The 20483-nt window shown below is 58.3% G+C and carries 24 protein-coding genes; 17 read left to right on the top strand and 7 right to left on the bottom strand.

The window, feature by feature from the left end:
• Positions 1-95 precede the first annotated feature (95 nt).
• Positions 96-260, top strand: coding sequence for a hypothetical protein (locus K5D32_RS24370; protein WP_221602123.1), 165 nt, complete (start codon positions 96-98; stop codon positions 258-260).
• Between the two features lie 74 nt (positions 261-334).
• Here K5D32_RS24370 and K5D32_RS24365 read toward each other — a convergent pair whose 3' ends face one another.
• Positions 335-1093 (bottom strand): TerC family protein, encoded by a 759-nt coding sequence (locus K5D32_RS24365; RefSeq protein ID WP_221577325.1) that lies wholly within the window; start codon positions 1091-1093, stop codon positions 335-337.
• 32 nt (positions 1094-1125) lie between these two features.
• Positions 1126-1368 carry a hypothetical protein gene (locus tag K5D32_RS24360; protein ID WP_025259832.1) on the bottom strand — a complete coding sequence of 81 codons (243 nt, stop codon included), beginning with the start codon at positions 1366-1368 and terminating at the stop codon, positions 1126-1128.
• A 132-nt stretch (positions 1369-1500) separates the two neighbouring features.
• Between K5D32_RS24360 and nhaR the strand changes: the two genes are divergently transcribed.
• A complete protein-coding gene (gene nhaR, locus K5D32_RS24355; RefSeq protein ID WP_221602121.1) occupies positions 1501-2397 on the top strand; it encodes a transcriptional activator NhaR in 897 nt (298 codons plus the stop codon).
• Positions 2398-2399: 2 nt separating this feature from the next.
• Here nhaR and K5D32_RS24350 read toward each other — a convergent pair whose 3' ends face one another.
• On the bottom strand, positions 2400-2909 hold the full coding sequence (locus K5D32_RS24350) for a DUF1993 family protein (RefSeq protein ID WP_025259831.1): 510 nt from the start codon (positions 2907-2909) through the stop codon (positions 2400-2402).
• Between the two features lie 156 nt (positions 2910-3065).
• On the opposite strand from K5D32_RS24350, the gene K5D32_RS24345 reads away from it, so the two are divergent.
• From K5D32_RS24345 to K5D32_RS24335, 3 genes are all read left to right on the top strand, one after another.
• The gene (locus tag K5D32_RS24345) at positions 3066-3725 is read left to right on the top strand and encodes a YceH family protein (RefSeq protein WP_221602119.1); all 660 of its coding nucleotides are present in this window, start codon (positions 3066-3068) and stop codon (positions 3723-3725) included.
• Between the two features lie 534 nt (positions 3726-4259).
• Complete coding sequence (locus K5D32_RS24340; RefSeq protein ID WP_025259829.1) at positions 4260-4613, top strand: hypothetical protein; 354 nt, start codon at positions 4260-4262, stop codon at positions 4611-4613.
• 170 nt (positions 4614-4783) lie between these two features.
• Complete coding sequence (locus K5D32_RS24335; protein ID WP_221577321.1) at positions 4784-4966, top strand: hypothetical protein; 183 nt, start codon at positions 4784-4786, stop codon at positions 4964-4966.
• Between the two features lie 96 nt (positions 4967-5062).
• On the opposite strand, the gene K5D32_RS24330 is transcribed toward K5D32_RS24335, so the two are convergent.
• Positions 5063-5623 (bottom strand): hypothetical protein, encoded by a 561-nt coding sequence (locus K5D32_RS24330; RefSeq protein ID WP_221577320.1) that lies wholly within the window; start codon positions 5621-5623, stop codon positions 5063-5065.
• 251 nt (positions 5624-5874) lie between these two features.
• On the opposite strand from K5D32_RS24330, the gene pbpG reads away from it, so the two are divergent.
• A complete protein-coding gene (pbpG, locus tag K5D32_RS24325) occupies positions 5875-6819 on the top strand; it encodes a D-alanyl-D-alanine endopeptidase (RefSeq protein WP_221577420.1) in 945 nt (314 codons plus the stop codon).
• Positions 6820-6886: 67 nt separating this feature from the next.
• Here pbpG and K5D32_RS24320 read toward each other — a convergent pair whose 3' ends face one another.
• Both K5D32_RS24320 and K5D32_RS24315 read right to left on the bottom strand, forming a co-directional pair.
• Positions 6887-8317, bottom strand: coding sequence for an NAD-dependent succinate-semialdehyde dehydrogenase (locus K5D32_RS24320; RefSeq protein ID WP_221602117.1), 1431 nt, complete (start codon positions 8315-8317; stop codon positions 6887-6889).
• Positions 8318-8487: 170 nt separating this feature from the next.
• Complete coding sequence (locus tag K5D32_RS24315; protein ID WP_221602115.1) at positions 8488-9345, bottom strand: SDR family oxidoreductase; 858 nt, start codon at positions 9343-9345, stop codon at positions 8488-8490.
• 220 nt (positions 9346-9565) lie between these two features.
• On the opposite strand from K5D32_RS24315, the gene K5D32_RS24310 reads away from it, so the two are divergent.
• The 6 genes from K5D32_RS24310 (at position 9566) to K5D32_RS24285 (ending at position 14498) form a co-directional block, all read left to right on the top strand.
• The gene (locus K5D32_RS24310) at positions 9566-10156 is read left to right on the top strand and encodes an amino acid synthesis family protein (protein WP_221602113.1); all 591 of its coding nucleotides are present in this window, start codon (positions 9566-9568) and stop codon (positions 10154-10156) included.
• 41 nt (positions 10157-10197) lie between these two features.
• Positions 10198-11031 (top strand): alpha/beta fold hydrolase, encoded by an 834-nt coding sequence (locus K5D32_RS24305; RefSeq protein WP_221602111.1) that lies wholly within the window; start codon positions 10198-10200, stop codon positions 11029-11031.
• Complete coding sequence (locus K5D32_RS24300; RefSeq protein ID WP_198729065.1) at positions 11028-12509, top strand: aldehyde dehydrogenase; 1482 nt, start codon at positions 11028-11030, stop codon at positions 12507-12509. The genes K5D32_RS24305 and K5D32_RS24300 overlap by 4 nt, the downstream gene beginning before the upstream one ends.
• A gap of 14 nt (positions 12510-12523) precedes the next feature.
• On the top strand, positions 12524-13009 hold the full coding sequence (locus K5D32_RS24295; RefSeq protein ID WP_221593672.1) for a flavin reductase family protein: 486 nt from the start codon (positions 12524-12526) through the stop codon (positions 13007-13009).
• 171 nt (positions 13010-13180) lie between these two features.
• A complete protein-coding gene (locus K5D32_RS24290) occupies positions 13181-13933 on the top strand; it encodes a GntR family transcriptional regulator (RefSeq protein WP_221593671.1) in 753 nt (250 codons plus the stop codon).
• A 1-nt stretch (position 13934) separates the two neighbouring features.
• Positions 13935-14498: an NUDIX hydrolase gene (locus K5D32_RS24285; RefSeq protein ID WP_221577315.1), complete on the top strand. Its 564-nt coding sequence runs from the start codon at positions 13935-13937 to the stop codon at positions 14496-14498.
• 73 nt (positions 14499-14571) lie between these two features.
• On the opposite strand, the gene K5D32_RS24280 is transcribed toward K5D32_RS24285, so the two are convergent.
• Positions 14572-14859: a DUF1330 domain-containing protein gene (locus K5D32_RS24280; protein WP_221577314.1), complete on the bottom strand. Its 288-nt coding sequence runs from the start codon at positions 14857-14859 to the stop codon at positions 14572-14574.
• 93 nt (positions 14860-14952) lie between these two features.
• Here K5D32_RS24280 and ribBA point away from each other — a divergent pair, with 93 nt between their 5' ends.
• The 5 genes from ribBA to K5D32_RS24255 all read left to right on the top strand — a co-directional run bounded on the left by ribBA (position 14953) and on the right by K5D32_RS24255 (position 20296).
• Positions 14953-16062: a bifunctional 3,4-dihydroxy-2-butanone-4-phosphate synthase/GTP cyclohydrolase II gene (ribBA, locus tag K5D32_RS24275; protein WP_221602109.1), complete on the top strand. Its 1110-nt coding sequence runs from the start codon at positions 14953-14955 to the stop codon at positions 16060-16062.
• Between the two features lie 297 nt (positions 16063-16359).
• Positions 16360-17385 (top strand): ABC transporter substrate-binding protein, encoded by a 1026-nt coding sequence (locus tag K5D32_RS24270; RefSeq protein ID WP_221577312.1) that lies wholly within the window; start codon positions 16360-16362, stop codon positions 17383-17385.
• Entirely contained in the window at positions 17370-18326 is a 957-nt protein-coding gene (locus tag K5D32_RS24265) for an ABC transporter permease (protein WP_221577311.1), read from the top strand. Before K5D32_RS24270 ends, K5D32_RS24265 begins: the two co-directional genes overlap by 16 nt.
• 3 nt (positions 18327-18329) lie before the next feature.
• Positions 18330-19145 (top strand): ABC transporter permease, encoded by an 816-nt coding sequence (locus K5D32_RS24260; protein ID WP_221593669.1) that lies wholly within the window; start codon positions 18330-18332, stop codon positions 19143-19145.
• Complete coding sequence (locus tag K5D32_RS24255; RefSeq protein ID WP_221602106.1) at positions 19142-20296, top strand: ABC transporter ATP-binding protein; 1155 nt, start codon at positions 19142-19144, stop codon at positions 20294-20296. Before K5D32_RS24260 ends, K5D32_RS24255 begins: the two co-directional genes overlap by 4 nt.
• The last annotated feature ends 187 nt before the right edge of the window (positions 20297-20483 follow it).

Genomic DNA, 20483 nt, shown 5'->3' with positions numbered 1-20483 from the left:
AAATTGGTCATAGCCGTCAATTAATCGAAACATGTGAGGGACTAGACTGTCAGTTATTCAGACAGCAAGAAGATGCGGTAAATACGGAGGCACTTATGAGCCTGGAAATGACAATCGTGATGCTGATCGTGGCATGGCTGATGGTTGCAGGCGCCATGCTTTGGGGAGTACTGAGAATTTCCCGTCGTCACCAACCTCGCGTCGTGCGACCGACTCCTGTGGTCCGGCTGGAAAAAAGACAGCCTGCAGTCGCTCACTGATGAGCGCTCATGAAATGCAAAATGGTCGGCCCCATTACAGGGCCGACCATTTTTTTGCTTCACTGATCGAGCGATCAGGCTTTGGCGGCTTCAGCAGCAGCCTTTTTACGCTTGGCATTACGAGCCAGGATGTTGAGGATCTCGACCGCTGCCGAGAACGTCATGGCGGCGTAGATGTAGCCTTTAGGCACATTGGCACCGAAACCTTCAGCGATCAGCGTCATACCGATCATGATCAGGAAGCCCAGGGCCAGCATGACCACCGTCGGGTTGTCATTGATGAACTTGGCCAGCGGGTTGGCAGCCACCATCATCACGATCACTGCAGATACCACAGCGATGATCATGATCGGCAAGTGTTCGGTCATGCCCACAGCCGTGATGATGCTGTCGATGGAGAACACCAGGTCCAGCAGCAGGATCTGGAAGATTGCCGCGCCCATGCTCAGGGTTACAGCGGAGCCGATAGTCTTTTCAGCTTCGGCCTTGCTGTCCATGCTGTGATGGATTTCTGTGGTCGCCTTCCAGACCAGGAACAAGCCACCCGCGATCAGGATCATGTCTTTCCAGGAGAACGCCTGGCCGAACACGTCGAGCACAGGTTCGGTCAACTGGACGATGAAGGCCACGGTACTGAGCAGACCCAGACGCATGATCAAGGCCGCACTGATACCCAGACGACGGGCCTTGGCACGCTGATGCTCCGGCAACTTGTTGGTGAGAATGGAAATGAAGATCAGGTTATCGATACCCAACACGACTTCCATAACCACCAGCGTGGCCAAGGCAATCCAGGCGGCGGGACTTGTAGCGAGTTCCAAAAGGTATTCCATAGATCGTGTCCTGCTTGAGCCAATGTTAAGCGTTAGATTTCTTTACCAGACTTCTCTTCGGGAGACTCGGGCTGTTTTTTGGGTTCAAGTACCGAAAGATCCTTGCGGGTATCTTCCAGCGCCTTGGTTGCAGCTTCATGGGTATCGTCAATCGCCTGTTTGGCTGTGTTGGCAGCCGTGTCCAGAATTTGCTTGGTCGATGTTTCTACCTGGTCACAGCCAGCCATTACAACCAGCGAACATGCCAGCAATGCGGCGTAAACGGGTTTGATCATGTTTCCCTCGATATGCAAGGCCGGACATCACCTTTGGTCCGGCGTCAGCGAAGCATTCTAGAGACATGGAAACATCAGAAAAATTCGCTTTTTCAAGGTGTATACTTCGGTTTTACCGAATCGACAATCTTTATGCTCAATTATCGTCAACTTCATTACTTCTGGGTCGTGGCCAAAACCGGCAGCATCGTACGCGCCTGCGAACAATTGAACCTCACCCCCCAGACCATCAGCGGCCAGATCAGCCTTTTCGAGGAAACCCTGGGCGTCGATCTCTTCCGCCGTGTAGGCCGGCAACTGGAGCTGACTGAAGCCGGTCGCCTGGCACTGCCCTATGCCGAACAGATGTTCCAGCTGGGCAATGAGCTGGAAACCATGCTGCGTTCACAGCCCGACGAACAACAGATCCTGTTTCGCATCGGCGTGGCCGATGTCGTGCCCAAATCCATCGTCTATCGCCTGATCGCACCCACCATGGAGCTCGACGAGTCGATCCGTATCACCTGCCGCGAAGACAAGCTCGAACGCTTGCTGGCCGACCTGGCAATCCAGAAACTGGACATGGTGATATCTGACAGCCCTATGCCACCACATTTGGACATTAAAGGCTACAACCAGAAACTGGGAGAGTGTGGCGTCAGCTTCTTCGCGACCCAGGGCGTGGCTGAAAGTCTGTGGGGTGACTTTCCGCAGTGCATGCATGGAGCGCCGCTATTGATTCCCGGACAGGACACCGTGGTTCGCGGCAGGTTGATGCGTTGGTTCGCCGAACAGAAAATCCAGCCGAGGATTATCGGCGAGTTCGACGACAGCGCCCTGATGAAGGCTTTCGGCAAATCAGGCAGCGGCGTGTTCGTCGCGCCCAGCGTGATCGCCGATGAAGTACAGAGCCAGTACGACGTGCAGATCATTGGGCAGACCGAATCGGTGACCGAGTCGTTCTATGCCATTACCGTCGAACGCAAGGTCAGGCACCCCGGCATTGTCGCCATTACCGAGAGTGCCCGAAACAAGCTGTTTACCGACTGAGCTTAAAACTTGCCCATGTAGTCGCGCTTGCCGATTTCCACGCCATTGTGGCGCAGCAGGTCGTAAGCGGTGGTGACATGGAAGAAGAACTGCGGCAAGGCATAGCTGAGCAGGTAAGCCTGGCCGTTGAGGCGTTTCTCCTTGTCGGTGCCAGGACGCAGAACGATCTCGATGCCTTCCTTGCCGTCGACATCTTCCGGCTTGATGCTGGCGATGAAGGCCAGAGTCTTGGCGATCAGGGCTTGCAGATCGGCAAAGGTGGTTTCGGTGTCTTCGTATTTTGGAATCTCGACGCCTGCCAGACGGGCCGAAGCGCCTTTGGCGAAATCCACGGCAATCTGGATCTGACGAGTGAAAGGCAACATGTCCGGGAACAGACGCGCCTGCAACAGGGCTTCAGGCTGGATTTTCTTCTCGGTCGCGTGGGCCTCGGCCTTGACCAGAACGTCATTCAGCGCGTTGAGCATTTGCTGGAATACTGGAACGGAAGCGGCGTACAGGGAAATAGACATGACAAATCCTGAAAGTGAAAGTCAGGAATTATAGACATGCTCTTCAGGAAAGATGGCGAGTCTTTTCTCTATACCATGGCGCGAATCATCGGCGCACTGGCAATAATTCAGCACAGCCCCTAGGCTGACACCCCGCCATCGCTCAGGGAAAGCGTAATGACCACCGAACATTCTTCAACCGAATCGGCCGATGACACCGAGTCGCTGCAACTCAACAGCACCGAAGTGCGCATTCTCGGCTGCCTGATCGAAAAACAGGCCACCAGCCCGGAAACCTACCCGCTGACACTCAATGCACTGGTCATTGCCTGTAACCAGAAAACCAGCCGCGACCCGGTGATGAATCTGACTCAGGGCCAGGTTGGCCAAAGCCTGCGCGCCCTGGAAAACCAGGGCCTCGCCCGCCTGGTGATGGGCAGCCGCGCCGACCGCTGGGAGCACAAGGTCGACAAGCACCTGGAGCTGGTGCCAGCCCAGATGATCCTGACCGGCCTGCTACTGCTGCGCGGCCCGCAAACCAGCAACGAACTGCTGACCCGCAGCAACCGCATGCACGACTTCGAAGACAGCGAACAAGTCGTCCACCAACTGGACCGCCTCATCGCCCGAGGCCTGGCCACCCTGCTGCCACGCCAGCCCGGCCAGCGGGAAGATCGCTACATTCATTCGCTGGGCGACCCGGCGGACCTGGAGGAGCTTCTTGCGGCGCGACAAAACCAGCCGGAGCGGGTATCGGCCTCTGCATCGAGTGAAAGGCTGGATGAGCTTGAGGCGCGGATTGCGGCGCTTGAAGAGCGGTTGGCCAGGCTGGAGTAAGAGGACAGGCGGATTTGTCCGCGAGACGGCCTTTCAAACTGTATATCTCTGGCGGCTTCACAGGCCCTTCGCGAATAAATTCGCTCCTACCCAGGCGTGTGCTGCGCGATAGCCCGGTGCGGAGCCTTCCGCACAAGTCGACACTCGGCTAATGACAAAGGTCAATCCTGCACGTAGGCTTATCCCCGGACTCGCCCTTGCTATCTTTGGTTTTATATCAATGCGGCGCTTAGACGCCTTGGCCTGGGCGAGTCCTCTGTAAGCCTCCCTCTTGCACCCATCGCCAACATCGAAGCCGCACATCTCGTCTACACCTTTCCCCCAAACGGTATTGGATTAACGCCCCAGTGCAGGCGTAGAATCACTCCACAGATCCGCGATGAATACGCGACACAAAACATCGCCGGCCCCCTTACACAAAATTTACCTAACGGCTTCGCCGTTTTCTCAAATTACGATGTCTTAGAGTTATCCCGTGGCAGTGCTTGAGCGTAATGCAGGCCCGCGACAACGGGTTGAGAGCGAGGAACAGTCATGATTCGTCATATCCCCAAAATTGCCTTGTTTATAGGTGCCCTGGCATTGGCAGGCCAGGCCAACGCTGATCGTGGCTGGGGTGGGCCAGCTGTACTGGGTGCAATCGTCGGCGCTGCCGTGGTTGGAGCCGCAGTTTCGTCCAGCCGTGACAGGACAGTGTATGTAGAACGCCAGCCGGTCTATGTTCAACCGCAACCGGTCTACTACGCGCCACCTCCTCCGCCAGTGGTTTACTACCAGCCGGCGCCGGCTTATGAGGTTGTGGAACGTTACCCGGCTCCGCCACCGGTCTACTACCGTCGTTATGCGCCGCCACCAGCCTACTATGGCCCGCCACGCGGCCACTGGTAACCGACAAAAGCCTCGCCTCGTGCGGGGCTTTTCGTTGCTTTGCTATCAAACGGAGGTTGCCCGTCAAGACGCACAACCCTCGTGATTATCAATGACCACTATCGAGAACGATGATTTCTGCCAGAGACGATGGCTGAGTAAAGTAGCGCCATCGATTGATGGAGACAGCCATGAACAAGGTTCAGATCATGTCAGTAGTTGGCAGCGCCGTTCCGGCCACACTCAGAGAACGCGGCTTTCTGGCCTGCTGGTACCTGATGCACAACGGCGAGCCCGTCAGCGGCCCTTTCGCTTCATTGCCAGCAGCCCAGGCCAGCTCCAACAAGCTGGAAAGCCACAAGCTCAACGGTTGAGTGCAGCACCCGGTTTCAAAGTCTTCGTGCGTTTGCTCCGCACATCCCCTTGCCCACATCCTTTGATGTGGGCTTTTTTATGGGCTCGCAAAAGCCTCAGACGCGCTCGGCCATTGCCGCATTGACCTGGCAGCGATGAGCCAGTTTTTGCAGGCGCTTTTCCAGAGCGAGGAACACGACACGATCGGTACGACCACTGTCCAGCTCATCGATCAGGTCGTTGGCCACCTGACGCAGCTCGTAAGCCAGCACTACACGATCATCATTCAAATCCTGTTTATGGGACTCGAACAAGCGGTGCAGATAATCCTGCAACGTGTATTTCAGGCGATGCCGGTCGCTGGCGCGCAAATGGGTAAGATTCAGGCTGGTTCTGGCCTGCAGCTCGGTCAACTCGCCGCACAGGTATTGAATACGGCGGGCATAACCGGTTTCGCGTTCACGCAGTTGCTTGTGGGCCACTGCCGCTTCCTGCTTGCGCTGGATACCCGGAATCCCTACAGCGACCATCATGCCGACGATCAGCCCTGTGGCCTGGACCCAGCCGACCCAGTCGGCAGGCCGGGAAAAGAATCCGGTGACAAGCAGTACGACCGCGACCAGAGATGCAGCGATCACCAGAACAACGTAATCCTTGCTGATAAACCCCTTGAGCATTGCACGCTTCCTTAAATCGATGAGCATTGATGGCGTGAATGCTAATCGGTGCGAGCCGTGGACACCACGAATATTGAAAACACCCCCCCATTCGTGGCTTTCCTACTTAACAGCAACTTAATAAAACCACGATTCCTGAATTAATTGACGAATCGCCCTGCTCACCCCATCGACTTTGGGCAAAGTCCGCTCCTAAAATGCAGCGTTTTTCCTATATCCACGTGCAAAACTGCACATTTATCGAGTGAGCCCTGTTCTTGAAAATTCGTCTGCCACTTCTGGGTCTTCTATTTGCACTTACGGGCCCTGTAGTTTCCATCAACGCCACTGCAAACGAAATCGCGGCCCTGAACCGGGACCCATCAAAACTTCATCTGGCTTCCGGCAGCACACTGGTCATTGATGTGCAAACCGACAAGGTTCTGTATTCACACAACCCTGACGTTATCGTACCCATCGCTTCGGTCACCAAACTCATGACCGCCATGGTCGTGCTGGACGCCAAACAGTCGATGGACGAAGTCATTCCAGTCAACATTTCCCAGACACCGGAAATGAAAGGCGTGTTCTCCCGCGTCAAGCTGGGCAGCGAAATGAATCGCAAGGACATGCTGCTGATCACGCTGATGTCTTCGGAAAACCGTGCCGCCGCGAGCCTGGCCCACAGTTACCCGGGCGGCTATCCGGCCTTCATCCTGGCCATGAATGCAAAGGCCAAGGCGCTGGGCATGAAACATACGGCCTATGTCGAGCCTACCGGGCTGTCGGTCTATAACGTTTCCACAGCTCGCGACCTCACCAAGCTGATCATGGCTGCTCGAAAATACCCGATGATCACCGAGCTGAGCACCACAGCAGAAAAGACCGTGACCTTCCGCAAGCCCACCTACAACCTGGGCTTCAGCAACACGGATCACCTGGTGCGCAAAGACAACTGGGACATCAAGCTGACCAAGACCGGCTTCACCAATCAGGCAGGTCACTGTCTGGTGCTGCTGACCACCATGGCTAACCGTCAGGTTTCCGTGGTGATTCTCGACGCCTTCGGCAAATACACCCACTTCGCCGATGCCAGCCGCCTGCGCCGCTGGATGGAAACCGGCGAGAGCGGTCCTGCGCCGCAAGTCGCCTTGCAGTACAAGAAGGAAAAGAATCTGGTGATGAAGCAGAACGGTATTCAGCAGGCGCGGGAATAAAAACTGTAGGAGCGAATTTATTCGCGAAGACCTTTTCGCGAATGAATTCGCTCCTACGGGAGCAGGGTTAGTTGAACTGGGTCACCAGCTTGGTATTGAGGTAGGCCTCAATGGCTTCGGTGCCGCCTTCGGAGCCGTAGCCTGAGTCCTTGATCCCGCCAAACGGAATCTCAGGCAGGCCAATACCCTGATGATTGATCGACAGCATGCCGGCTTCGATGCCATTGCTCAGCGCCTGGGCAGTCTTCATCGAAGTGGTGAAGGCATAAGAGGCAAGACCAAACGGCACACGATTGGACTCGGCGATAACCTCTTCCAGCGTGTCGAACGGCACCAACAACGCAACAGGACCGAAAGGCTCTTCGTTCATGATGCGCATTTCACGGGTCAGGCCGCTCAATACGGTTGGCTCGAAGAAATAGCCTGCCCCTTCAACGGCCTTGCCGCCCGTTTCCAGCTTCGCACCGGCACCCACGGCATCCTCGACCAGATCCACCAGCGCTGGAACACGACGCTCATTGGCCACCGGCCCCATGGTGGTGCCCGCTTCCAGGCCATTGCCGACCTTGACCTCTCGGGTCAGCCCCACGAACTTCTCGGTGAAGGCCTCGAATACCTTGCGCTGTACCAGAATCCGCGTCGGTGAAACACAGACCTGACCGGCATTACGGAACTTGGCGGTGGACAGCACTCGCGCAGCCAGATCCAGATCGGCGTCGTCGAAGACCAGTGCAGGCGCATGGCCGCCCAGCTCCATGGTGGCGCGCTTCATGTGCTGGCCGGCCAAGGCCGCCAACTGCTTGCCAACCGGCGTGGAGCCGGTGAAGGTCACCTTGCGGATCACCGGATGCGGGATCAGGTAATTGGAGATATCGGCAGGCACGCCGTATACCAGCCCGATCACGCCAGCCGGCACACCGGCATCGGCAAAGGCACGGACCAGTTCGGCAGGCGATGCCGGAGTTTCTTCCGGGGCCTTGATGATGATCGAGCAACCGGCGGCCAGCGCCGACGACAGCTTGCGCACCACCTGGTTGATCGGGAAGTTCCAGGGCGTGAACGCGGCAACGGGACCGACCGGCTCCTTGATCACCTTCTGCTCGATGGAAGGATTGCGCGACGGCACGAGACGGCCATAGCTGCGACGCCCCTCCTCGGCCAGCCAGTCGATGATATCGGCAGCGGACTGGGTTTCCATACGCGCTTCGGCCAGCGGCTTACCCTGTTCCTGAGTCATGATGCGGGCAATGCTGTCGGCGCGCTCGCGCAGCAATTGCGCGGCCTTTTGCATGATCTTGTAGCGATCATAGGCCGAAGTGGCGCGCCAGGTTGCAAAACCACGTTCAGCTGCCGCCAGGGCTTCGTCCAGATCGGGAATGCTGGCATGGGCCACCGTTCCCAGCGACTGGCCGGTGGCAGGATCAATGACCGGCAAGGTGCGGCCATCACGGCTTGCACGCCACTGGCCATCGATATAGAGCTGAACATCGGGATACATGGCATTTCTCCTGAAGTTGATGCATGACTGAGTCGACCAACTTACGGGGATATCCCCGCAAGAGTCAAGGCACGGTCAAGAATGAATGACAGATGCAAACAGAAACGACCTGACAGAACCTCATCGACAGGCCGTCACTGTATGGGAGTGCAGCGAAAGCAGAATGTTCGCTACAAAATCGGCTTGCCGCCCGTCACGCTATAGAGCGCACCGGAGGTATAGCTGGACTGGTCGGAAGCCAGCAGCACATAAATCGGTGCCACCTCGACAGGCTGACCCGGACGCCCCAGCGGCGTCTGGCTGCCGAAGTTGCGGACCTCTTCGTCCGTCATGGTCGACACGATCAAGGGTGTCCAGATCGGGCCCGGAGCGACACTGTTGACCCGGATTCCACGTTCGCCCAGCAGTTGCGCCAGACCGCCGGAAAAATTGGCAATGGCGCCTTTAGTGGAGGCATAAGGCAGCAAGGTCGGCTTGGGCATGTCGGCGTTCACCGAACTGGTGTTGATGATCGAACTGCCTGCAGCCATGTGCGGCACTGCCGCCTGACAGATTCGGAATATCGCCGTGATATTGATATCGAAGGTCCTCACCCATTCCTCATCAGGGATTTCTTCAAGGGTTTCGTGAGTCATCTGGAAGGCTGCGTTATTGACCAGCACATCGATACGGCCAAAGCGCCCGACGGTTTCTTCCACAATGTGGCGGCACTGCTCTTTCTGAGCAAGATCGCCCGGCAGCAACAAACACTGCCTGCCAGCCTGCTCGACCCAGCGAGCGGTTTCCTGAGCATCCTCATGCTCATCAAGATAAGAGAGCGCGACATCAGCACCCTCTCGCGCAAAGGCAATGGCCACCGCGCGGCCAATGCCGCTGTCCCCGCCGGTGATCAGGGCAATTCTGTCTTGCAGTCGCCCAGAGCCGCGGTAGCTCTGCTCGCCGCAATCGGGATAGGGCTCCATCTTCGCTTGCGAACCAGGCACCGATTGCGCCTGTTGCGGGAAAGGAGGTCTTGGGTAGTCAGTCATTTCTTTCTCCTGTAGTGGGCTGGAGGAGACGAAAACCGTCCATGGCCCATGAAATATCTGGCCTGCCAGCGCCGGACAACGTTCAAAGAACCACAGGACACCACTGACGAATGGTCGTCGAGGAAGGTTTTTGCAACACGCTCGAATAAAGCACTTGCACGCACAATCTTATGGTATACCATCATACGAAATACAACAGTGCTCGATCCGGGAGTCCTACATGAGCTTTGAAATTCGCAAGATCGTCAATTACACCGAAGAGACCTTCATCGAAGGCGGCAAGGCGACCGACAAACCGGTGACCATGGTCGGCCTGGCTGTCGTGATCAAGAACCCTTGGCTCGGTCGTGGTTTTGTCGAAGACCTCAAGCCGGAAATCCGCGCCAACTGCTCCGAGCTGGGCGAGCTGATGGTCAAACGCCTGACAGCCGCCATCGGCGGTGCAGACAGGATCGAAGCCTACGGCAAGGCCGCAGTAGTCGGCGCCGAAGGCGAGATCGAACACGCTTCGGCAGTGATTCACACCCTGCGCTTCGGCAACCACTACCGTGAAGCGGTCAAGGCCAAGAGCTACCTGAGTTTCACCAACAAGCGTGGCGGCCCGGGCACTTCCATCCAGATCCCGATGATGCACAAGGATGACGAAGGCCTGCGCTCGCACTACATCACCCTGGAAATGCAGATCGAAGACGCCCCACGCGCCGACGAAATCATCGTAGTGCTGGGCGCTGCCAACGGCGGCCGCCTGCACCCGCGCATCGGCAACCGCTATATCGACCTGGAAGAGCTGGCTGCCGAAAAGGCTCAGTAATCCCCTCCCAACAATAATGAATGCCTGCGCAGGAGCGATCCATGATTCAGCTCACCGCTGAACGCACCCCGGCCGGAACCAGTTATCTGGCCACCGGCCAGGGCCACCCTGTGGTGTTGATTCACGGGGTGGGTCTGAACAAAGAAATGTGGGGCGGTCAGATTGTCGGCCTGGCCCCGCATTACCGAGTCATTGCCTACGACATGCTGGGTCATGGTTCGAGTCCGCGCCCGGACCCGGAGACCGGCCTGCCCGGTTATGCCGAACAACTGCGCGAACTGCTGGACCACCTGGGTTTGCCCAAGGCCACAATCATCGGCTTCTCGATGGGCGGGCTGGTGGCGCGGGCCTTTGCCCTGCACTTCCCGCAGCACCTGTCGGGTATGGTCATCCTCAACAGCGTGTTCAATCGCACGCCCGAGCAGCGTGCCGGTGTCATCGCACGCACCAGCCAGGCCGCCGAACACGGGCCGGACGCCAATGCCGCAGAGGCCTTGTCGCGCTGGTTCAGCAGGGAATACCAGGCGGCCAACCCTGCACAGATCGCAGCTATCCGGCAGAATCTGGCCAGCAACGATCCACAAGGCTACCTGACCACTTACAAACTGTTCGCCACACAGGATATGTACCGCGCCGACGATCTGGGCGATATTCGCGCACCGACGCTGATTGCCACCGGCGAGCTGGACCCCGGCTCGACACCGGATATGGCCCGTCAACTGGCGATGCGTATCCATGGTGCAGAGGTTGCGATACTGCCCGAGCAGCGGCACATGATGCCGGTGGAATCGCCGCGTCTGGTCAATCAGGTGTTGCTGGACTTTCTCGACAAGTCGGCAGTTCTACATAATCCGGCAAAGGGAATCGTTGCATGACTCTCACGCGCTTTCAGATGTGCATAGACGGCCAATGGGTCGACGCACTTTCCGGCAAGACCTTCGACAGTCTCAACCCTGCATTGGCCGAACCCTGGGCGCAGTTGCCCGACGCCGATGAGGCGGACGTGGAGCGCGCCGTCCAGGCCGCGCAAAAGGCCTTTGAAGGCAAAGCCTGGCGCGGGCTGACCGCCACGGCACGAGGCAAGCTGCTGCGCAGGCTGGGCGACCTGATCGCCGAGAACAAGGAGCAACTGGCGCAACTGGAAAGCCGCGACAACGGCAAGCTGATCCGCGAAACCCGTGGTCAGGTGAGCTATCTGCCGGAGTTTTTCCACTACACGGCCGGCCTCGCGGACAAACTCGAAGGCGGCACCCTGCCCCTCGACAAGCCCGATCTGTTTGCCTACACGGTCCATGAACCCATGGGCGTGGTCGCCGGGATCATTCCCTGGAACAGTCCGCTGTACCTGACAGCCATCAAACTGGCTCCGGCACTGGCAGCGGGCAACACCATCGTGCTCAAGCCTTCAGAACACGCCTCGGCCACCATTCTGGAACTGGCGCGTCTGGCGCTGGAAGCCGGTATTCCACCGGGCGTGGTCAATGTCGTGACCGGCTATGGCCCAAGCACCGGCGCAGCCCTGACCCGCCATCCACTGGTGCGCAAGATCGCCTTTACCGGTGGTGCTGCAACCGCACGCCATGTGGTGCGCAGCAGCGCCGAAAACTTCGCCAAGCTGTCCCTGGAACTGGGCGGCAAATCCCCCAACATCATCTTTGCCGACGCCGATCTGGACAGCGCCATCAATGGCGCGGTCGCTGGCATCTATGCCGCTTCGGGGCAAAGCTGTGTGTCCGGTTCGCGACTGCTGGTCCAGGACGAGATCTACGACGAATTCGTCGAGCGCCTGGCTGAACGCGCCAGCCGCATCCGCATCGGCAACCCCCAGGACGAAACCACTGAAATGGGGCCTATGGCGACCGCTCAGCAACTGGCCGTGGTCGAAGGTCTTGTAGCTGACGCACTGGCCGAAGGCGCACGCCTGCGACTGGGTGGCAAGCGGCCCGAAATGGCCAGCGAAGGCTGGTTCTACGAGCCGACCCTGTTCGAGTGTGACCGCAACTCCATGAAGATCATGCAGGAAGAAGTCTTCGGTCCTGTCGCGTCGGTGATCCGTTTCAAGGATGAGGCCGAAGCCCTGGCGATTGCCAACGACTCGCAGTTCGGCCTTGCAGCAGGTATCTGGACCCGGGACCTTGGCCGCGCACACCGTCTGGCACGGGACATCCGTTCAGGTATCATCTGGGTCAACACCTATCGAGCCGTATCTGCCATGGCCCCCATCGGCGGGTTCAAGAACAGCGGCTATGGCCGAGAAAGCGGCATCGACTCGGTCCTGGCCTATACCGAACTGAAAACGGTATGGATCAATCTATCGCAGGCCCCCATGCCTGATCCTTTTGTAATGCGTTGAGTGAGGCGGCGGCAATGATAGAACCCGGTATTTATAAAGAAGTCATGGCGTCCTTTCCTTCGGGCGTGACCATCGTCACCACACTGGACGCCGAAGGCGGTCTGGTAGGCATCACCGCCAGCGCTTTCAGCGCACTGTCCATCGACCCGGCACTGGTGCTGTTCTGCCCGAACTACGCCAGTGACACTTACCCTGTGCTGCGCGACAGTAAAAAGTTCGCGATCCATTTGCTCTCTGCCGAGCAACAGGCTGAAGCCTATGCGTTCGCCAGCAAGGGCAAGGACAAGACCAAGGGTATCGAATGGCACCTGAGCGAGCTCGGCAACCCGTTGCTGAGCAAGGCGACGGCGATCATAGAGTGCGAACTGTGGCGTGAATATGACGGCGGCGATCACGCCATCATCGTCGGAGCGGTGAAAAACCTGATCCTGCCGCAAACACCTGCTACACCGATGCTCTACTACCGCGGCAAACTGGGGGCTCTGCCACCTTTTGCATGAAACGGGGTTCTTGGTCGTCAAGAGCAACGGCGTGATAAACTCGGCGTCTATCCGGGCGATGCAGGCCCGGTCATGCGTCAGCCCGACCGGTTTTCAGGCTGACGCCATGAACGCGACCGCCTTGTTCTGGCCGTGTTTTTCACATAGACAGCCCCACTCCGAGCACACCCGATGAAACGCCTGCCACTCGACGACAACTTCAAGGTCAATCGCAACCCCGTTACCCTGCGCGAAATCGTGCTGGACAAACTGCGCAGCGCGATCATGAACTTCCAGCTTCTGCCGGGGGATCGTCTGGTCGAGCGAGATCTGTGTGATCGTCTCGGGGTCAGCCGGACATCCGTGCGTGAAGCCTTGCGCCATCTGGAGTCCGAAGGTCTGGTGGAGTTCGCCGACGCCAAGGGGCCACGGGTCGCCATCATTACTCTGGAAGATGCCTGCGATATCTATGAACTGCGTTGCGTGCTCGAAGGGCTGATCGTGCAGCTTTTCACCCTGCGGGCCAAGGCGAAAGATATCCGTGCCCTGGAAAAGGCCCTCGAAGAAAACCGCAAGGCCCTCGCCGATGGCGAGTTGCAACAGGTCATCGATTCGGTGCAAAGCTTCTACGACGTACTGCTTGAAGGGTCGGGCAATCACATCGCCGCCACCCAGTTGCGTCAGTTGCAGGCTCGCATCAGTTATCTGCGGGCCACCTCGGTGTCACAGATCAACCGCCGCGGTGCCAGCAGCAAGGAAATGGAACACATCGTCGAAGCCATCAAGAGCGGCGACCCGCTGGCGGCCCACAAGGCTTCCGTCGATCACGTGCGCAACGCTGCCGCTGTGGCGCTGGAATACCTGAAATCCAAGCAGGACGATGACGCCAAGGTCCGCGACATCGTTGCTCCGATTGCCATCAAAGAACCCCGAATAGGACGCTGACATGCCCGCGCCGCGCTTTTGTCCGCAATGTGGCAGTGCCGATCTCGATCAGCGCATCCCACCGGGCGATACCCATGCGCGGCTGATGTGCGGCAGTTGCAATTACATTCATTACGTCAATCCCAAGATCATTGCCGGCTGCATCATCGAGCAGGAAGGCAAATACCTGCTGTGCCAGCGGGCAATCGCGCCACGCCCCGGCACCTGGACGCTACCGGCCGGTTTCATGGAGAGTGGCGAAACCACCGAACAGGCCGCCCTGCGGGAAGTCTGGGAAGAAAGCGGCGTACGCGCAGAAATCATCTCGCCCTACTCCATCTTCAGCGTGCCGAAGATCAGCGAGGTGTATATCGTCTTCCGCGCCATAGCCCTGGAAATCACCGGCCAGTTCGGGCCGGAGACGATGGACTACAAATTCTTCGCCCCCGAAGACATCCCGTGGGACAGCATCTACTACCCCGCCATCCGGCAAATCCTCGAGCGCTACATCGCCGAGCGCCAGGCCGGGGTGTATGGCCTGTACATGGGCAATGACGACACCGGCAAGGTGCATTTCATTCGGTGAATGGCCACTGCGTAGGAGCGAATTCATTCGCGAAACGGCCCTTCGCGAATGAATTCGCTCCCACGGGGATAAGTCAAACCCCTTCGACAATCACGATCTCGGCCTTCGCCACACCCAGGCGATGACTCATCGCTTCCTGATACTCGGCCGAGCGATAACAGGCCAAAGCCTGCTCATACGATTCGAATTCAATCACAACGGTGCGTTGCGGCGTGTCGCGGCCTTCGACGGCTTCGGAACGCCCACCACGCGCCATGAATTTGCCACCAAATAATTCAAATGCCGCTGGCGCTCGCTGGGTATATTCGCTGTACTGCTTAGGGTCAGTTACGTCCACGTTTGCAATCCAATAAGCCTTCATCGCGATCTCACTGTTTCAATGATAGGGAATCTATGAAATATTCTGTCTTATGGTATACCACGATTTTTTATCCATAACACCGAGATCCTGAGTATGGCGTTCGATCGCATCGAAGACATCATTGAAGATTACCGTCAGGGCAAGATGGTCCTGCTGGTGGACGACGAAGACCGGGAAAACGAAGGTGACCTGCTGCTTGCCGCCGACCTCTGCACACCTCAGGCCATCAGCTTCATGGCCCGCGAAGCACGTGGCCTGATCTGCCTTACCCTGACCGATGAACATTGTCAGCGCCTGGGGCTGGAACAAATGGTGCCCAGCAATGGCAGCGTATTCGCCACGGCGTTCACGGTTTCCATCGAAGCCGCAACAGGCGTCAGCACCGGAATTTCTGCCGCCGACCGAGCCCGCACCGTCCAGGCTGCTGTCAACCCGCAAGCCTGTGCCGACGACCTGGTACAGCCCGGCCATATTTTCCCGCTGCGCGCCCGCGAAGGCGGCGTGCTGACCCGCGCCGGACATACCGAAGCCGGCTGCGACCTGGCTCGTCTGGCAGGCCTGACGCCTGCGTCGGTGATCGTCGAAGTCATGAACGATGACGGCACCATGGCCCGACGCCCGGATCTGGAACTGTTCGCTGAAAAGCACGGCATCCGCATCGGCACCATCGCCGACCTGATCCACTACCGCCTGAGCACTGAGCATACGGTCGTGCGCATCGGCGAACGCGAGTTGCCCACGGTTCATGGAACCTTCAGCCTGTTCAGCTACGAGGACCGGATCGAAGGTGGCGTACACATGGCCATGGTCATGGGCGACATCCAGCGCGATTACCCGACCTTGGTGCGAGTACACGTGGTTGATCCACTGCGCGACCTGGTAGGTGCCGAGTACACGGGCCCAGCGAACTGGACCCTGTGGGCCGCCCTGCAGAAAGTCGCCGAAGAAGGTCGCGGCGTGGTCGTGGTGCTGGCCAATCACGAGTCCTCCCAGGCACTGCTGGAGCGTATCCCGCAACTTACCCAGCCGCCGCGTCAGTACACCCGTTCGCAGTCACGCATTTATTCGGAAGTAGGCACTGGCGCACAGATTCTGCAAGACCTTGGCGTAGGCAAACTGCGCCATCTTGGCCCGCCTCTCAAATACGCCGGGCTGACCGGATACGATCTGGAAGTGGTTGAAAATATTCCCTTTACTGGCTGAAGCAAGATAGACAACAAGGCAGAAGCCGCGGCGCTTACCCCTGTAAACAAAGGCTTTCACCGGTAAAAAAAGCAAAAGGAACGGGTTCCGACAGGGCAAAATACTTGCACAAAGTTTGGAATACCATAATATGACATTCCGTAGACCGAAGGTTTTTGTCGGGTGCGCCCGCTAAGGGATAAGCACAAACAACAGCACCCGACATGGTCGCCAGTTTCTCCGGTCCACTGGACCTACTGCTCCCGAATACGCGGGCAAAAAAAGCCCGCTCAAAACACAACAAATGAGGGCGTGAAAATGGTGTTGAACAAACGTGCAACTGCAGTTCTTGCTGCTGGCGTGTTGGCTATTTCAAGTTTCACAGCCATAGCCGCCGAAAGCGTCAACTTCGTCAGTTGGGGTGGCTCGACCCAGGATGCACAGAAGCAAGCCTGGGCTGCACCTTTCACCAAAGCCAGCGGCATTACGGTTGTGCAGGATGGCCCGACCGACTACGGCAAACTCAAGGCCATGGTCGAAAGCGGCAACGTGCAGTGGGATGTCGTGGATGTGGAGGCCGACTTCGCCCTGCGTGCCGCCAGCGAAGGCCTGCTTGAACCCCTCGATTTCACCACCATCAAACGCGACCGCATCGACCCACGCTTTGTGTCGGACCACGGCGCAGGCTCGTTCTTCTTCTCGTTCGTGCTGGGCTACAACGAGAGCAAGGTCGGCGCCAAGACCCCGCAAGACTGGTCGGCCATGTTCGACACCAAGACCTACCCCGGCAAACGCGCGCTGTACAAATGGCCAAGCCCTGGCGTACTTGAGCTGGCACTGCTGGCCGATGGCGTAGCCGCTGACAAACTCTACCCGCTGGACCTGGACCGCGCCTTCAAGAAGCTCGACACCATCAAGAAAGACATCGTCTGGTGGGGCGGCGGCGCTCAATCCCAGCAACTGCTGGCTTCGGGTGAAGCGTCCATGGGCCAGATGTGGAACGGTCGCGTCTACGCGCTGCAACAGGATGGCGCTCCAGTGGGTGTGAGCTGGAAGCAGAACCTGGTCATGGCCGATTTCCTGGTCGTCCCCAAAGGTGCCAAGAACAAGGCTGCGGCCATGAAGTTCATCGCTGAGGCGACCAGCCCTAAAGGCCAGGCCGACTTCTCCAACCTCAGCGCCTATGCGCCGGTCAACCTGGACAGCGTGCCGCGCCTGGACTCGACGCTGGCACCTAACCTGCCAACCGCGTATGCACAGGATCAGATCACTCTCGACTTCGCATACTGGGCCAAGAATGGTCCGGACATCGCGACACGGTGGAACGAATGGCTGGTCAAGTAAAAATGACGGCTATTGCTTCCCGTCAATCCAACCCGGCCGGTGGTGCGTCAAGCACCGCTGGCGCGGCTTGCACCAAGGCAGTGAAGATGCAGCCAAAAACCACTTTGTCACAACGCTGGCGCGGCAGCCGCAATCTGCTCCCGGCACTGCTCTTTCTGGGGCTTTTTTTCTTCGCACCACTGATAGGCCTGTTGCTTCGCGGTGTGCTGGAACCGACTCCGGGCCTGGGCAACTACGAACAACTGTTCGCCAACTCCGCTTACGCCAGGGTGTTGTTCAACACGTTCTCGGTGGCGGGTCTGGTAACGCTGTTCAGCCTGTTGCTGGGCTTCCCGCTGGCATGGGCGATCACCCTGGTGCCACGCGGCTGGGGCCGCTGGATTCTCAATATCGTGCTGTTGTCGATGTGGACCAGCCTGCTGGCTCGCACCTACTCCTGGCTGGTATTGCTCCAGGCTTCAGGGGTCATCAACAAGACACTGATGGCCATGGGCATCATCGATCAGCCGCTGGAGATGGTGCATAACCTCACAGGCGTGGTGATCGGCATGAGCTACATCATGATTCCGTTCATCGTGCTGCCGTTGCAGGCGACCATGCAGGCCATTGACCCGATGGTGTTGCAGGCCGGCTCCATCTGCGGTGCAAGCCCGTGGACCAACTTTTTCAGGGTGTTCCTGCCACTGTGTCGCTCGGGGCTGTTTTCCGGTGGTCTGATGGTGTTTGTGATGTCCCTGGGTTACTACGTCACCCCCGCTCTGCTGGGTGGCGCACAGAACATGATGCTGCCCGAGTTCATCGTCCAGCAGGTGCAGTCCTTCCTGAACTGGGGACTGGCCAGTGCCGCAGCCGCACTGCTGATCCTGATTACTCTGGTGCTGTTCTACTTCTATCTCAAGCTCCAGCCGGAATCCCCGGTCGGCGCCAGCAATGCGAGGTAAGCCATGCTCCTGACTCCCAATGCCATGAGCACGCGCCTGCGGTTGGGTCTTTACCTGACCACCGGCCTGATCGCGCTGTTTCTGTTGCTGCCGATCCTGTTCATCGTGCTGCTTTCGTTCGGCTCATCCCAGTGGCTGGTCTTCCCACCGCCGGGCTGGACCCTGAAGTGGTATCAGCAGTTCTTCTCCAATCCGGAATGGATGCAGGCGGCGATGTCCAGCTTCAAGGTCGCCGTCCTGACTACCATCAGCGCCGTCGCTCTGGGCCTGCCCACCGCCTTTGCGCTGGTGCGCGGACGCTTTCCGGGCCGTGACATGCTGTACGGCATCTTTACCCTGCCGATGATCGTGCCGCTGGTGATCATTGCCGTGGCCGTGTATGCGCTGTTTCTCAAGCTTGGCTACACCGGCACGCTGTTTTCCTTCGTGGTCAGCCATGTGATCGTGGCGCTGCCATTTACCATCATCTCGATCATCAACTCGCTGAAACTGTTCGACCAGTCCATCGAGGATGCCGCCGTGATCTGCGGTGCATCGCGAATCCAGGCAGTGATCAAGGTCACCTTTCCGGCCATTCGTCCCGGCATGATCGCCGGTGCGTTGTTCGCGTTCCTGGTGTCGTGGGACGAGGTGGTCCTGAGCGTGATGATGGCCAGCCCTACCTTGCAAACCCTACCCGTCAAAATGTGGACCACTTTGCGTCAGGATCTGACCCCGGTCATTGCAGTCGCTTCGACGCTGCTGATCGCCCTGTCGGTGCTGGTCATGTTCATCGCCGCGACCCTGCGTCGCCGCAACGAAGCCAGGAGTACCTCATGAGTGCCGTGATCAAAGACAACGCACAACACGACCCGAAAACCCTGGTCAGCCTGTGCAACCTGAACAAGCATTACGGCGACTTCGCTGCCGTGGACAACATCGATCTGGATATCCAGGACGGTGAATTCCTGACCTTCCTGGGCTCCAGCGGCTCGGGCAAGAGCACCACGCTGTCGATGCTCGCCGGGTTTGAAACGCCCAGCTCGGGAGAGATTCTGGTGGGTGGCAAATCCCTGGTGAACGTGCCGCCCCACAAGCGCGACATCGGCATGGTGTTCCAGCGCTACTCGCTGTTTCCACACCTGTCGGTACGCGACAACATCGCCTTCCCGCTGGCCATCCGCAAACTGCCGGCGGCCGAACGCAACAAGCGCGTGGACGCCATGCTCAAGCTGGTGCAACTGGAACAGTTCGCCCATCGCCGCCCTTCGCAACTGTCCGGCGGCCAGCAACAGCGTGTGGCCATTGCCCGTGCGCTGGTTTACGAACCACGCATTCTGCTGATGGACGAACCGTTGGGCGCACTGGACAAGAAACTGCGTGAAGATTTGCAGGATGAATTGCGGCAGCTGCATCGTCGCCTGGGTATCACCATCGTCTACGTGACCCACGACCAGGAAGAAGCCATGCGCCTGTCTCAGCGCATCGCGATCTTCAGCCATGGCAAGATCGTTGGTCTGGGCACCGGCTACGACCTTTATCAGAACCCGCCGAATGCATTTGTGGCGTCGTTCCTGGGCAACTCGAACTTCCTGAAGCTCAAGGCACAGGGCAATGCGGTGGCGACGTTTGAGGGCAATCCGCTGTCGATCCGACTGACTTCAGGCCTGAAAACCGATCAGGACGTGCTGCTGATGATCCGCCCGGAAAAAGCCCAGGCCCTGAGCATTCAACAGGCCGAAGCTACGCCGCTGGAGCATGGCTGGAACGAAGTGACGGCGAAGGTGACCGAAGTGTTGTTTCTGGGCGAAAGCCAGACCTGTGCGGTCGTCACTTCAGGTGGTACGGCCATGACCGTCAAGGCGCTGTCAGCCACCGGCCTGCAACTGAAAGCCGGTGATACCGTCCGCGTCCGCTGGGCCACCGCCGATGCCTGCATCTACACCCAATGGGCCGAAGGCGACCTGAACAAGGCGGCTGGGGCTCATTGAGTCCAACCCCTTTCGCGAATGAATTCGCTCCAAACCCAAGACCATGAATTGATACGTCTTTTCGTGGGGTAAAAAAGCTCTTCGGTGTACATATCCCTTATGGGTATGTGCTGGTCCTACTGGTTCCGCCTTTACGGCGGCCCCCTTTTGTTTCGGCAAAAGGGGGGAAAACCATCCGCTCCGGTTC

The organism is Pseudomonas cichorii, assembly GCF_019719005.1.
In the GTDB taxonomy this organism is placed as follows: Bacteria; Pseudomonadota; Gammaproteobacteria; order Pseudomonadales; family Pseudomonadaceae; genus Aquipseudomonas; species Aquipseudomonas cichorii_E.
The sequence above is the reverse complement of the archived record's forward strand: the minus strand, read 5'-3'. Positions and strand labels throughout refer to the sequence as shown.